The organism is Roseburia sp. AF12-17LB (assembly GCF_003479605.1).
In the GTDB taxonomy this organism is placed as follows: Bacteria; Bacillota; Clostridia; order Lachnospirales; family Lachnospiraceae; genus Roseburia_C; species Roseburia_C amylophila.
In genome coordinates, this window is the sequence record NZ_QUHR01000002.1 from 381,149 (window position 1) to 395,586 (window position 14,438).

The window sequence follows — 14,438 nt, forward strand, 5'->3', positions numbered from 1 at the left end:
TATCTGCCTCCTAAAAAATCAGGCTGCCAATCTGAAAGACAACAAATGCTGCAATCCATGCAACCACGCACTGCATTACCACAACACCAAGTGCCTGAAGCTTTGAACCCATCTCCCGTCTGATTGCTGCAATCGCTGCTACACATGGTGTATAAAGTAACGTAAATACCAGGAAGCTGACTGCTGATACCGGCGTAAACAGAGTTCCAAGGCTGTTGCCCAAAGCAGTCACACTGGTTCCAAGAAGTACACTCATGGTACTGATTACTGCTTCTTTGGCAGTAAATCCGGTAATCAAAGAAGTGGATACTCTCCAGTCCCCAAATCCAAGCGGAGCAAAAACCGGTGCAATCACACGGCCGATTAATGCCAGCAGGCTGTCTGCGCTGTCAGATACTACATTCAGTCTGGTATCAAAAGACTGTAAGAACCAGATAATAATCGTTGCAAGGAAAATAACGGTAAATGCCCTCTCTAAGAAATCCTTTGCCTTGTCCCACATCAGGAGTACCACGCTCTTAAAAGATGGCAGCCGGTAATTCGGAAGCTCCATGACAAAAGGCATCGGTTTTCCACGGAATGCGGAATGCTTGAATAAAAGTGCCACCAGAATTCCCATTACCATTCCACCAACATAAAGTGCAATCATAACAAGTGCCTGATACTTTTTAAAAAATGCTGCTGTAAACACCGCATAAATCGGTATTTTCGCCGAACAGCTGATAAATGGGGTCAGCATAATGGTCATTTTCCGGTCTCTTTCGGATGCTAAAGTTCTGCTTGACATTACTGCCGGAACCGTGCAACCAAATCCAATCAGCATTGGAACAAAGCTTCGTCCGGAAAGTCCAATCTTACGCAGCAGTTTATCCATAACAAAGGCAACTCTTGCCATATAACCGGAATCTTCCAGAATAGACAGGAAGAAAAATAAAACCACAATAATCGGCAGGAAGCTTAACACACTTCCTACTCCGGCAAATACACCATCAATAATCAGGCTGTGAACCACCGGGTTAATTCCATAAGCAGTCAGCCCCTTGTCTGCAAGATTCGTTATGTATGCAATAAAAACAGCCAGATAATCGCTCAAAAATGCTCCGATCACACCGAAGGTCAGCCAGAATACAAGCAGCATAATCAGAAGAAACAACGGAATAGCAAGATATTTATTCGTTAATACATTGTCTATCTTCACACTACGAATATGTTCTTTGCTCTCATGGCACTTTGTTACTGATTTACTGCACACCTTTTCAATAAAGGTATATCTCATATCCGCCAGAGCGGCATTTCTGTCCATATGATGGTCTGTTTCCATTTCTTCAATACTGTGTTCCATCATATCCAGTTCGTTCTGGCTCAGCTTCAGTCTGTCAATAATGTCTGTATCCTGTTCTACAATCTTCGTTGCTGCAAAACGTGGTGACATTCCGATATTCTGTGCATGGTCTTCTACCTGATGGGATACCGCATGAATGCAGCGGTGCACAGGACCTTTCTCGCAAAAATCCGTTACCTTTGGATATATCTTCTGTCCTGCCACCTTCATGGCGCTGTGTACCAGATCTTCCACTCCCTCTCCCTTTACCGCACTAATTGGAATAACCGGAATTCCCAGTTCTAAAGACATCTGTTTTACATCAATACTTCCGCCGTTGTTACGCACCTCATCCATCATATTCAGAGCTAATACCATCGGAATATGCATTTCTAATAACTGCAGGGTCAGATAGAGATTTCGCTCAATATTTGTTGCATCTACAATATTGATAATTCCATCCGGCTTTTCATTTAAAATAAAGTCTCTTGTTACAATCTCCTCGCTGGTATACGGACGCAGTGAATAGATTCCCGGCAGGTCAACTACCGATGCATCCTTATGCTCTCTGATTTCTCCCATTTTCTGGTCAACCGTTACACCCGGAAAATTTCCAACATGCTGGTTGGAACCGGTGAGCTGATTAAATAATGTGGTCTTACCACAGTTCTGGTTTCCTACTAATGCAAATATCATTCTAGTTCTCCTCCGGTTCTACTTCAATTTTTCCGGCATCTTCTTTTCGTATGGTCAGTTCATATCCACGAATCCGGAGTTCAATCGGGTCTCCCATAGGTGCTACTTTACGCACCTGCACCTTTGTCTTTGGAATCAGCCCCATATCTAAAAATCTACACCGCAGTGCTCCTTCTCCCCCTACTTTGGTTATTACCGCTTCTCTTCCAATTTCAAGTTCATCCAGTGTCATCTATTTTCCTCTTCTCTTGTTATTGATATTTTTTCTCAATTAAGTATTTTACCGCAGGATTCTTTTTTTCACAATATAAAATCTCACATTCCTTTTCATCTGCACATATATTAATATGAATATTTTTATTGAGGTCAGCATATGAACAACTGTAATTGTCAGCCACAAAGCAGCCGTCCGGCTGTTCCGACACCTTATACGAAACAGTTTGCCTGTAATCAGGAACTTGCCATGGCTTATGTTCCATGGCAGCAGTTCGGCAATCTGTACGAACCTGACCAGGCTCTGCGTAATGGCACAGTCTTTCAGGATTTAAATAAACCTTTCCATGGTTCCATGAAAGGAGGCAGATTCTGATGAACAATATGCCAATGAACCAGTCCCAGCTTTTAGACTGGATTAATCAGGTCAGCTTTGTAGCTTATGATACTGCCCTTTACCTTGACACCCATCCTTATGATGAAGAAGCACTTTCCTTCTATAACCACTACCGTACCCTGCGGTTAAAAGCAGTGAAAATGTATGAAGAAAAATATGGTCCCCTGACTTTAGACGGTGCCGACACAGACGGTCACTGGAGCTGGGGAAGCATGAGAAATCCATGGGAAGGGGGAAATTGTTAAATGTGGCAGTATGAAAAAAGACTGGAATATCCGGTCAACATCAAACAGACCGATCCGAAAACCGCACAGTATATCTTAAGCCAGTACGGAGGTCCTGACGGAGAAATCAACGCATCCTTACGTTATCTCTCCCAGCGCTATTCCATTCCTTACCGTGAAGTAGCCGGACTGCTTACCGATATTGCGACAGAAGAAATTGCCCATTTTGAGATGATTGCAACCATCGTACACCAGCTTACCAGAGACCTGACTCCGGAGGAAATCAAAGCCTCTAACTTCGGTCCTTACTATATTGACCACACCCTTGCCGTATGGCCACAGGCTGCCGGTGGTGTTCCACAGAATGCCTGTGAATTCCAGTCCAAAGGCGATCCGATTACTGACCTTATGGAAGATATGGCTGCAGAGCAGAAAGCCCGCACCACTTACGATAACATTCTTCGTGTCGTAAAAGACCCGGACGTTGTAGATCCGATTCGTTTCCTGCGTGCCAGGGAGGTCGTACACTTCCAGCGTTTTGGCGAAGCACTCCGGATGGTACAGGAACACCTTGACTCCAAGAACTTCTATGCATGTAACCCGGCTTTCGATAAGAGCTGTGGCTGCAAATAAAACTGTGATAGAAAAGAATGTGTCTTGGCACATTCTCGCGCCTGCGGCGGTTGCTTGCGACATCTACCTTATACGCCGCAGTGTGCATCCTCGCGGAGCGTTTTTTACTTTACAGGAAAGCAATTTCCTGTAAAGTAAAAAATAGCGTATCACCGATATTTTCTATCGATGATACGCTATTTTCATTCTCCGGTTCCGCAGAGCCGGTCCACAGAATTAATAATCTCACGGACTTCCGGGATTTCCTCATGATACTCTTTCATGAGTTTTTCAATTTCTTCCTTCTGTTCTAATACTACATCCATGTTATATTCAATGGATGCCCGGATTTTCTGCCGCCGGCTCAATAATTCATGCTTGATTTCCACCATTTCACGCTTATCTACCAGTGCATTGGGTTGACTAATCCAGACCTTTGCATCATAAAGTTCATATTTTTGCAGCATGCGTACCAACTTTCCATTAAAATATTCCAAGTCATCACTGTTCCGCTCAAATTTCTCTCTTTCCCGTTTGGCTTCTAAGTACTGCTCCCAGAGATAGGTCAGTTCATAGGAATTATGCACATGGTATTTCTCACAGGCATAATCCACCGCATTCGTAGAATTTACGTACTTTATTTTAGTACGGTTCAAAAGAGTAATGGCATGATTCATGTTCACTTCTGCCCGCTTGATTTCTCTTGTATTATTCTGATTCCGGAACAGCATAAAGAATCCACTGGCTGCCGCAGCTACCATCAGAATCGTAAATAGAATCCGTACATCCATTTCCAATGCCACATGAAGAACCAATATAACTGCAAGGAATGCCAGTACCATGCCAAATACTACATAGGATGCCTTCCGCAGAATCTTCTGTTCTTCCATTAACTCTTCCCGGTAATAGGCCCATTCATTCTTCTCCCCTTCCAGGTAATTCATATCACGCTTTACGGCCGCCTGATACATCTCATTTGCCTGCAGGGTCCGGATGGATTCCGTCAGAGTCTCCTCTTCCTGTTCCATCTGTGCATACTGCGTATCTGTCAGCTTCTTGGTTGCTTTCAGATAATCGGAACGGGACTGATCCAGTGTAAGAATACTGTTTGCAGTATCTCTTAAAGCAGCTGCCTCATCTTCCGGCAGTTCTTCAATAATCTGGATATCCTTTAAATAAGAAGTCACCACACGATATTCAGACTTTTCATTTTCCAGGGTCTTTGTGGTGTCAATCATCTGTTCACAGTGACCCAGAACATAATGTTGTACTTTATGTTCATCCTTCCGGTCTTCTTCCGATAACGTATCCTCTGTGATACATTCTAAGACCTCTTCGATTGTTTTCTTTGGTTTCCTTTTTCTTCTAAAAAATTTTATCAATGTTATGCCCACCGTCCATTGCTTTCGTAAATATATTTTTTCTTATCCAGCACATCTCGAAATGCTTCCAGTACTTCTTCCTCATCATTCCATTGCTTATGAATATCCTCTAATGTCTTTTGCAGTTCTTCTGATACTTCATAAACCTGTTCCTTTTCATCCGGTGCTACCATCCGCCATGCTTCTTCCATCTCCCGCATGCATGCCGGATTGTTATTATAGTCATAAGCTTTCTTAAAGCATCGTGCCGCATCCCGGTACAGGAATAACCCGGTATTTGCAACACCAATATTATTCCATATATTTCCTATGACAGAAGCATCAAGCTTCCCCGCCTCTTCCTTCTGCAGCAGACGCATATATTTCCTGATAGCCATGACATACCGATGATTCATAAGGCTTCTGTCTGCCCGGATTTTCATACATTCAATTTCTGATTTATTTTCTACTTCTGCCAGTGCATATTCGATTTCATCTTTTTCTTTCTTTGTGCAAAAGCCGCAGGCATCCATCAGAAGCCGGACTTTCTTTGCCAGCGTTATTTTCTTTCGGACAGCCTCTTTTAACTGCCCGGCTAACTCCAGGTCTTTTAACTCCTCTGCAATCCAGCTGATTAAATCATCCGACACAAAAGAATCGTCAAGATATTCCGTGTGGTTTAAAATATACCAGTTCAATTCCTCCAGGGAATAGATATTTATCATATTCTGTTCTAAATAATATGGCACATCGGTTTCTTTCCGATTGCATAAAATCAATTCTCCCATGAAGTCTCCTCCTATAGTTCCATTTTATATTCCCACACTTTTTCAGAGCTTTTATAAATCTCTCCAAATCCAAGGTCCCGTATCGTAACTTTTACCGCTGAATCAGACAGTGCTTCTGTCATAACAGAAAGTCTGGTCATGCGCTCCGGACGTTTTGGAATATCCGTAAGCTCTAAGGATTCTATCTTTGCTTCCCTGCTGTCCGGAAGCTGCAGCCAGAAATCAACGGTATTCGTACCTGCCAGTAAAATCTCGCACCGATTCTTTGCTTCATACCAGTTTTCTCCTGCACTTACCAGTGTATGGAAAATAAGTTCTTCCCGGTCTTTTACTTTAAGGCTGATATTTACCTTCATCTCATTCTCGCCAATATAGACAAACTGCCATGGCTGCATTCCGGTATGGATGCAGGATGCATAACAGGCTCCCTTAGCATAAAGATTTTTGCCCAAGAAAACATGCCTTCCGTTGCAGAGAAATTTTAAGGATTCTCTCATCCATTCTCCATCAAAACCATCCCCTGTCAGATATACCGAAGAATAGATTTTACGGGAAACGGCATCTGTTACTACATCTAAAAACGCAGTGTCTTTATTGCCAATCAAAGGACCATAATCTTTCAGATAAATATGAACCAGCTGTGGTGTGGAATTCAGATTACGCTCCATGTAATAAAAACACATACTGTTCTTGGAATAATCAAAGAGAACTGCATCATGCAGCCACAGTTCTTCCTTCTGGCTTAAAGCATAATAATAAAAGCTTTCTGCATAATCGATGACATGACACTGCTCTTTTGTCCACTTCATCCGTCCGGCTATTTTTTCAATCAGTTCCATCTTCTCCCGGTTTAAAGTATCCATGGTAATGGTAATTCTTGCCAGCTTCATGGATGTGCCGAATTTCTGCGGTACCGTAAGAATTTTACGGACAAAGAGACTTAACAGTTCTACCGTATCATAAGTTTCCCCTTCCACGGTAACCTGTTCGCCTGCCAGTGCCCGGCTGAAGAGCCGGTCACAGCCGCTTCCTTCGCCATTTTTCATGACAGTCTCTGCTTCTTTTCCGTAATACCACTGTCCGATTCCTCTCCGCTTACAAAGGCTTAATGGAATCTGGTACAGTTCACTGCCTGCCACGGTACTGATGGTATCCGGCTCTGACATATCGGATGTACAATATGATACTAATGCGTATTTTTTTCCAAAATCAAGTCCTATTGAAAGGCTTTTTTCCTTCATACCATCACCCTGTTATTGTTTTCCCTGTTATTACATCAGTTGAAAACGTTCTTCATTCCTTTTCTTCATGCTGTCATATTTCCGTAAAAGCCGCTCTAACTTCTCATAATCCTTTAAGGTATATTCTAATTCCATTTCATTCAACATATCGTAGGTGCTTCCGTTTTCCCTGCCGCAGACATCCTTACAGGAAAGCCGTCCACTCTCAGTCACAACGGACTCCCGTGGTGCTTCCTCTGAAATATAATACGGAATTTCTTCTCCAAAGAATACGATAAATTCTTTTACGAAAATGCCCTCATACATCTCATTCATATCTTCATCCACATAGGATTCACCCTTCTGGTAGTGAATCACCACACGCTTGCTCGGATTTGTCCGGTATTCCACAAACTGCCGGTCGTAAAAATGAAATCGATAGCGAATCTCCTCCGGCATCTGCTGATAAAATGCAAAATAAAGATTCTGTGCCAGCTGCTCCTGTAGAAGCTGCTCTGTCATCTCCATTACACCTTTTTCTTCTATGGACAAATCCCTCTTCGCCACTGCATAAAGCAGTGCCAGCTTCATCACCTGGCTTAATTCTTCCTGTTCCTCATAATTTTTCTTTAAGCCTCTAATGACATTTTCCGGTACAATGCCCTGATGCACAAAATAGAAATGTGCGAAATAATTTACATATGCTTTCTGCAGAAGATGCGGTGCTCCGTGTGACACAAAGCTTTCATAAATGCTCTGCACCTGTTCTACAAATTCTGCTGTATATAACATCTGCATCAATAACCGTTCTTCCAAGTCTCTGGTATCTATATCAAAGGTCTGCGCTGCTGACCAGACCGCCGCCATTACACGGGTCGGACCGCAGTAGAACTGTGCTAAATACTGCAGCATCTCTTTACTGTATTTCTTCGCCTGAAAAGTCACTGCACACAGTGCCAGCAGGAAGTCATCACTTTCATAATCCACTTCTTCTATTTCATAAGTCAGAAGTGCTGTCAGTTTCTCCAGCCGGATGCCTTCCCAGCCAAATTCCCGGATATCCGGATATGCAATCTCATATAGCCGGTATTCCAACATCAGATTCAAAAGATAGGCTCTGTCATCCCGCTTCATAGAAGAAAGCGGTGCATGACGCAGACACTCTTCCACCAGTTCCTGATTATCTTCCTGCTCATAGAAATGTACTGCCTTTGCATAAAGCTCCGCCCGGTAACTTTCCCGCAATGCTTCCTCTTTTAAAAAGATGCGTAAATACTCACTGTCCTCCGGCATAAACGCACGGTGGGTATCCCTGGATGTAAAATGATACAAAAGATACGAAATCTCATATGGTGCATATTCCATGCAGGTACGGTAAAAGGCACCAGGTCTCATCAGCTTTTCCAGCTGGTATGAAATCTCACTGCCATACCGGTATCCCTTCGTATCCTCAAATACAATGACATAGTCCTTGCTGTATAACTCAAAATAAGCACTGCCATTTACAATCGGCACACACTGCACTTTTCGCAGCTGGTCATGCAAAACATACATCCGCACAATATTCGGTGCAAAGCAGTTCATTTTATGGGTAAAGAGAATCTTCGCCAGTGGTCCTGCCATCTCTTTTTGTATCATGCCTTTATTTAATAAATCAGAATAGATAATCGCCAGATTATCATCGATATGACCTTCTTCTATCTGGGCAATTGCGAATTCTTCCATCCGCTTCCGGTAACTGGAATATACCTCCGGCTCTTTCTCCTTTAACGCTACTACATTTGCAAGCAGAGCCGCCTTCTGTTTGTATGGAATGCTGCTGTTATACTGAAAATACATCTGTATCATCCGTGGAATTTTCTTAATGGCAAGTAAATCCATGGACATTAAATATGCTTCATTTAATCCTGCCAGCCGCAAATCTTCTTCCACGCCACGTTCAAACCAGATATGATAATGCAATCCAAAACGCTGTCCTCTTATCAGGTAAGCACAGATTGCTGACAACATCTGATTATTCTGAAATTTATCATATGCCACGCACATAGTCTTATAAAGCAGCGGATGAAATACCCGTTTTTCCGATACCAGCGTCGTAATCTGCATGGCAAGGTCACTAGTCAACACACCTTTTTTTGCCGCCCAGTAAAGAATGCGGATTTCAAAATCAGTAAGTCTCGTTAAAAGATACGGATTCTGCCAGTATAAATAGAATCCTTCGATATAGAGAAACGGACTGTTACAGCCGTCTAACATCTGGCTCTCAATTGCCCGGATTTTCCTGGTATCATTTTCGCAATATTCTTTCTTTAAGAAAAGCAGCATCCAGAACACCCGGATATCATCTGTTTTCTGATAAATTTCTTCAATCTCTGCAGTCAGCCGGTTCACATAGGATTCTTCCCGCTCCCACAACGTACGGAGATAGAGGAAATATGCATAAAGCGGTGTATCTTTTGCTTCCTCTTTCCGCCGGAACTCATCAAATAACCACTCTGCCTCCTGCCTCTGTCCGCTTACCAGTAATGCCTGTATTTTCATCAGAAGATACCAGTCATTTTCCGGCCGCATTGCAATCAGATGATTCAGTGCATCTAACATTCCTGATGCAAAAAGTCCTGCACCAATCTTTTTCATACGATAATTGAGATAGATTCCGGTGATATGTGCAAGTGTTCTCTGCTCTTCCAGATAATCGATATGCTCCTGTTCTCTGCGCTCCGGCGTCCTGATTATGGTAATCTCATAAGTAAGATGCTGATAAATATTTTCTAAAGTAATTCTTCCATAATTTTTTCCGGTATGAAGTTCTGCCGGGTCAATATAATAAATAAGGTCGCAGATACTTCCGGTAAAATCATCTGAAGTATAAACATTCTTTTCCAGTTTTAAGAAGCTGCTGTCTGTCTGTGCTTCAAAGCTTATATACCCCCAGCCATTCTTCTGCACAAAAAGCGTTTCCTTCTGCTCCTCTTTGATATCCTGATAGGTAATTTCCTGTTCTTTTAACGCAAGCTCAATGCGTGGCTTGGCATTGATCGTAACCAAGAACTCCTCCATACCGGAAATCAATGCTCCCGGTCCGCCAAAGCCGGCATACCATAATAGTTCTTTTCCTTTTTCTTCTTTTAATACATGTTGAAAGCCCTGGGAAGCAAACAGGCGGTAAGCTTCCATATAATCCGTCTGTGCCAGTTTGATAAAATCACTGAGATTTCGGATTCTTCCGGTAGACGCATTCCCATAAGGCCGGATTATAGACACAACAAAAGAAAGGCTATATTCCAACTGATTACAAATAATACAGAATTCACCCTTTTGTATATCACCAACCCGGAAACCCTCACTATGGAACTGAAATCCGATTCGGACTTCTTCCCCTTCAAATTCCGGTGTCAGACATTCCATATATGGATTAGAGGAATAAATCAGCCCCTTTACCGGAACATGGTTGGATACTTCAATCACAAATTCTCCCGTATAATCCTGTCCCTCTAATACCTCAATTTCAATCTTCTCTTCCGAAAGAGATAAAACCGGCTGTTCCTGTTCAAATTTTCCTGCTGCAAGTCTCTGAATCCGTCTACGCAAAATGTCACCTGCTTTTCCTTCTCCGATATGAGATTTTGTTGCTTTTTCTCTCATTACAGTTATAATAGATTATAAACTATTTAAAACACACATGCAACTTTCTTTCCGTTGTATTTTAACAGGAGGTCTTTTTCATGATAACACCAAAAGAACATTTTCACGGAAGTGATTTAGAAAAAATAGAAGCCGTTTACGGTATCAAAAAAGAGGATATTACAAGCTTTTCCGCCAATGTCAATCCCTTAGGCGTATCTCCGCTGCTGCGAAGTACTTTGGCTTCCCATATTGATGCCATTACATCCTACCCGGACCGGGAATATACTTCTTTAAGAGAATGTATTGCTGCCTATACCGGCACCGATGCCAGCCAGGTCATTGTAGGAAATGGCTCCACGGAATTAATCTCTCTTTTTATTCAGATTGAGCATCCGAAAAAAGCCATGATTCTCGGTCCGACTTATTCGGAATATGAGCGCGAAATTTCCTTAGGCGGTGGTACTACACTCTACTATCCACTCCGTGAAAAGGACGATTTCGTCCTTGATGTGGATGATTTTACCGCTCACTTAAATGAAAGCATCGACCTTTTAGTACTCTGCAATCCCAATAACCCTACCTCATCCTGCATCAACCGGACGGATATGCGCCGGATTTTAGATATCTGCAAGCAATATGATATCTTTGTCATGGTGGATGAGACTTATGTGGAATTTGCCGATAACATGGATGAAATTACCGCAGTTCCACTGACCCACTACTATAACAATATTATTATCCTGCGTGGAACATCCAAATTCTTTGCTGCTCCTGGGCTCCGCCTTGGCTACGCTATCAGCGGCAATCAGGATTTAATCAAATCCATCAATACCAGAAAAAATCCATGGACCATTAACTCTCTTGCCGTAATTGCCGGAGAATTGATGTTTACCGATGAGGAATACATCCAGCAGACAAAATCTCTTATTTCTTCAGAGCGTGCCCGGATTTATGAAATCTTTAAAAATCACCCGGATTTCAAACCATACAAGCCATCCGGCAACTTCATGCTTCTTAAAATCTTAAGAGAGGACATTACTTCTGCGGATTTATTTGATAAAGCAATCCGGAAGAATATGATGATTCGCGACTGCTCTACTTTTCCTTTCTTAGATAACAAATACATCCGCTTCTGCTTTATGATGCCGGAGATGAATGATAAGCTGATTGACTGTCTTCTTTCGAAGTAATTTCTTATTTTTCTCCGCTAATCTGTGCCAGCCGGAACTGCCACTAACAGTTTCTATGGAATTCATGACGACGTAAAAAGGCGAAACCAGTCTATTTTTGATTGGTTCCGCCTTTTCTTATATACAAATAGTTTTCTCATTTACTCCAGATTTAATTTCTTATGGGTAATCAATGCTGTTATGATATAGCATACAATTGATACACCCACAGACAATATCATGCTTCTGGAAAATATATTTCCATACATATTTGCAATGGCCAGGGTAAAGAAGCTGTCATCTCCCATTGCAGCCTGTTTCTCAACAAATCCATTTGCTGAATTAATGGATATCACAAAATATATAATCTGAAGAATCGCATAAAGCACACCATACATCACAATCGACATTGCAACTTTGTGGCGGAACAACTGACCGATTGCCATGCTGGCATATACCATAAGCATAGCGGAAAACGCAGAAATCACACTATATAATATTGCCCAGCCAAAGAGTGCCGGAATCGAAATTCCTATCATATCTCCCAGCTGCTGCAGCAATTCTCCCAGTTTAATTCTTTCCCCTTCATTACCCAGATTCAATCCTGCTGTCACTATTAATGAAAATGCCGAAACATAAACAAGTATTGTCGTAATTGCATCCCAGAATACCGCCACCAAAAGCTTTCCGTTAATCAAGGAAAAAGTGGTTACCGGAAGAGTATGTGACAAATAACCTTCTGCACCATACATGCTGTGGTAAAATCGAACCAGCAGAAAAATAAATGCCGTAACGCTCAATGCAATCAGCCCAATGATATACAAAAGAAGCATTGCCAGCCCAACTAAGGCTCCCATATCTGTTTCGAAAACCTGCATATTCATCATCAGCATGCCAATTAACGTAACGCCGACCAAAACCATTGCCAGTGGAAATAATACTTTCCAGGTTGCTTTCATTTCATGTTTCATTACTTTTCCTAACATCTAAACACCTCCCGGAACAAAGCATCCACCGATTTGCCCTGATTAATTCTAATATCATCTACTGATGAAGTCAGGCTGATTGTTCCATTCTGAATAAAGACTACCTCATCTAATACATTCTCAACATCTGCAATCAGATGGGTTGAAATCAGAATCGTTGCATTCTCATCATAGTTGGTAAGAATCGTCCGCAATATATAATCTCTTGCCGCCGGGTCTACTCCCGCAATCGGCTCATCCAGAACATATAAGTCCGCACGACGGCTCATTACTAAAATAAGCTGCACCTTTTCTTTGGTTCCCTTGGACATGGATTTTAATTTATCATTGGGATTAATAGATAATTTTGCCAGCATATCATAAGCTCTTACCACATCAAAATCCTGATAAAAATCTTCAAAATAATCTAAAATATCACGTACCCGCATCCCCATGTTAAGATACGTATGATCTGGCAGATAAGAAACCACCTTCTTTGTCTCTACACCAATCTTCATTCCTTCCACCAAAATCTCGCCCTCATCCGGAGTAAGGATTCCGTTAATCAGCTTAATCAGTGTTGTCTTTCCACTTCCGTTCGGTCCTAAGAGGCCAACAATATGTCCGCTCTCTAAAGTCAGGTTCAGATGGTCAAGCGCAGTTTTCTTTCCATATCGCTTGCATACATCTTTTACTTCCAATAATGTACTCATGCCTGCTCTCCCTCCAAAATCTCCTGAATCAAAGATAAGGTTTCTGATTTCTTATAGCCAAGCTTGCTCATATTTTCCAAAAATTCCTTAATCTGTTCCTGTGCCAGATTATTCTTCAACTCCTCAATCATTTTTGCATCCTCCGTTATAAATCTCCCGCTTGTACGCTGGGAATACACAAGTCCTGTCCGCTCTAACTCTGTCAGTGCTTTCTGCATCGTATTCGGATTTACTGCAGCTACCGCCGCCAGATCCCTGACAGAAGGTAACTTATCTCCCGGACTGTATTTACCGGATATTATTTCCATCTGAATCCGCTCCACAATCTGAATAAAAATAGGACGATCCGAATCCAATTCCCATGCCATGCAATCACCCCTTTCCGTATTTTTGTACTATATAAATAATACAATATATTCTTACGACGGATTTGTCAAGAGGATTTTCATTACCAATCCTTAATTTATTCCTCATGTCAGAAATAGTGGTCACCAGGTGGACACCAGTAACCAATAAGGTGGTCACTTAGCAACCAGCTTCGTTCTTTTCATATATCCTGTAAGCTTGTTTCTTGTGTTCATCGCCATTGTGAAATGGAATCCTCATATCCACGCTCTCATCTCCGAGGGTGGGGCTGGTAACATCACTCCCTGGCGTCCTGTCAAACACTTTGATTACAATTTCCTTCGTAATGCCTTCCGTAAAGTTCTCCTTGAACAGCTTACTTCCCGCATTGGTCCATCTTTTCGTAAAGTTAAAAATGAAATGTACACCAGACACGAAGACAACAAAACTGTTACTGAAACTATTCCTGCTTTGGACTTCATCCAGAAACTGATTGTCCACATCCCTGAAAAACATTTCAAAATGCTTCGCTACTATGGGGTATATGCAAAACATCACAAACAGGAAAAGAAACTTCTGGTTTTAGAAGTTTACCACAAAAAACGTCATAAACAACGTCATGGCGAATCCAACATTCTCTCTTTTGTCATGTCATTTTTTATTTCCAGTTTATTATACACTATTTCTGACGATTTGAGAAATTTCCTATAAAGTAAAAAAGGGACGTAGGAAAATGTACCGACCCCTAAAAGTTAGACCAAAAAATCTAACGATTGGAGGTCGGTAT

General features: G+C 41.9%; 11 protein-coding genes and 2 pseudogenes. 5 read left to right on the top strand and 8 right to left on the bottom strand.

All coding sequences use genetic code 11. From position 1 onward, the window contains the following. Positions 1 to 10: 10 nt before the first annotated feature. A pseudogene (gene feoB / locus DWV68_RS04500) lies at positions 11 to 2,249 on the bottom strand (ferrous iron transport protein B). Between the two features lie 141 nt (positions 2,250 to 2,390). Here feoB and DWV68_RS04510 point away from each other — a divergent pair. Genes DWV68_RS04510 through DWV68_RS04520 form a run of 3 tightly spaced genes read left to right on the top strand, consistent with a single transcriptional unit; the run spans position 2,391 to position 3,484 of the window. Next, positions 2,391 to 2,606, top strand: coding sequence for a spore coat associated protein CotJA (locus DWV68_RS04510; protein ID WP_022243335.1), 216 nt, complete (start codon positions 2,391 to 2,393; stop codon positions 2,604 to 2,606). Continuing rightward, on the top strand, positions 2,606 to 2,872 hold the full coding sequence (locus tag DWV68_RS04515; protein ID WP_117698289.1) for a spore coat protein CotJB: 267 nt from the start codon (positions 2,606 to 2,608) through the stop codon (positions 2,870 to 2,872). Before DWV68_RS04510 ends, DWV68_RS04515 begins: the two co-directional genes overlap by 1 nt. Further along, positions 2,873 to 3,484: a manganese catalase family protein gene (locus DWV68_RS04520; protein ID WP_022243337.1), complete on the top strand. Its 612-nt coding sequence runs from the start codon at positions 2,873 to 2,875 to the stop codon at positions 3,482 to 3,484. A gap of 182 nt (positions 3,485 to 3,666) precedes the next feature. On the opposite strand, the gene DWV68_RS04525 is transcribed toward DWV68_RS04520, so the two are convergent. The 4 genes from DWV68_RS04525 to DWV68_RS04540 are packed head-to-tail and all read right to left on the bottom strand — an operon-like array spanning position 3,667 to position 10,423. Beyond that, positions 3,667 to 4,845 (bottom strand): hypothetical protein, encoded by a 1,179-nt coding sequence (locus DWV68_RS04525; protein ID WP_117698290.1) that lies wholly within the window; start codon positions 4,843 to 4,845, stop codon positions 3,667 to 3,669. A 2-nt stretch (positions 4,846 to 4,847) separates the two neighbouring features. Continuing rightward, complete coding sequence (locus DWV68_RS04530) at positions 4,848 to 5,612, bottom strand: hypothetical protein (protein WP_118665107.1); 765 nt, start codon at positions 5,610 to 5,612, stop codon at positions 4,848 to 4,850. 11 nt (positions 5,613 to 5,623) lie between these two features. Further along, positions 5,624 to 6,853, bottom strand: coding sequence for a DUF5716 family protein (locus DWV68_RS04535; RefSeq protein WP_118057417.1), 1,230 nt, complete (start codon positions 6,851 to 6,853; stop codon positions 5,624 to 5,626). A gap of 30 nt (positions 6,854 to 6,883) precedes the next feature. Beyond that, the gene (locus DWV68_RS04540) at positions 6,884 to 10,423 is read right to left on the bottom strand and encodes a DUF5717 family protein (RefSeq protein ID WP_147337981.1); all 3,540 of its coding nucleotides are present in this window, start codon (positions 10,421 to 10,423) and stop codon (positions 6,884 to 6,886) included. 134 nt (positions 10,424 to 10,557) lie between these two features. Between DWV68_RS04540 and DWV68_RS04545 the strand changes: the two genes are divergently transcribed. After that, positions 10,558 to 11,649 carry a pyridoxal phosphate-dependent aminotransferase gene (locus DWV68_RS04545; protein ID WP_022243342.1) on the top strand — a complete coding sequence of 364 codons (1,092 nt, stop codon included), beginning with the start codon at positions 10,558 to 10,560 and terminating at the stop codon, positions 11,647 to 11,649. A 140-nt stretch (positions 11,650 to 11,789) separates the two neighbouring features. Here the strand turns inward: DWV68_RS04545 and DWV68_RS04550 are convergent, their stop codons facing one another. The 3 genes from DWV68_RS04550 to DWV68_RS04560 are packed head-to-tail and all read right to left on the bottom strand — an operon-like array spanning position 11,790 to position 13,674. Beyond that, positions 11,790 to 12,614: a hypothetical protein gene (locus DWV68_RS04550; protein WP_118057419.1), complete on the bottom strand. Its 825-nt coding sequence runs from the start codon at positions 12,612 to 12,614 to the stop codon at positions 11,790 to 11,792. After that, positions 12,608 to 13,306, bottom strand: coding sequence for an ABC transporter ATP-binding protein (locus tag DWV68_RS04555; RefSeq protein ID WP_022243344.1), 699 nt, complete (start codon positions 13,304 to 13,306; stop codon positions 12,608 to 12,610). Before DWV68_RS04555 ends, DWV68_RS04550 begins: the two co-directional genes overlap by 7 nt. Beyond that, complete coding sequence (locus tag DWV68_RS04560; RefSeq protein ID WP_022243345.1) at positions 13,303 to 13,674, bottom strand: GntR family transcriptional regulator; 372 nt, start codon at positions 13,672 to 13,674, stop codon at positions 13,303 to 13,305. The genes DWV68_RS04555 and DWV68_RS04560 overlap by 4 nt, the downstream gene beginning before the upstream one ends. Before the next feature lie 162 nt (positions 13,675 to 13,836). Between DWV68_RS04560 and DWV68_RS14670 the strand changes: the two are divergent. Continuing rightward, positions 13,837 to 14,296 (top strand): annotated as a pseudogene (locus DWV68_RS14670) (transposase); the annotation flags it as partial. Positions 14,297 to 14,438: the final 142 nt, after the last annotated feature.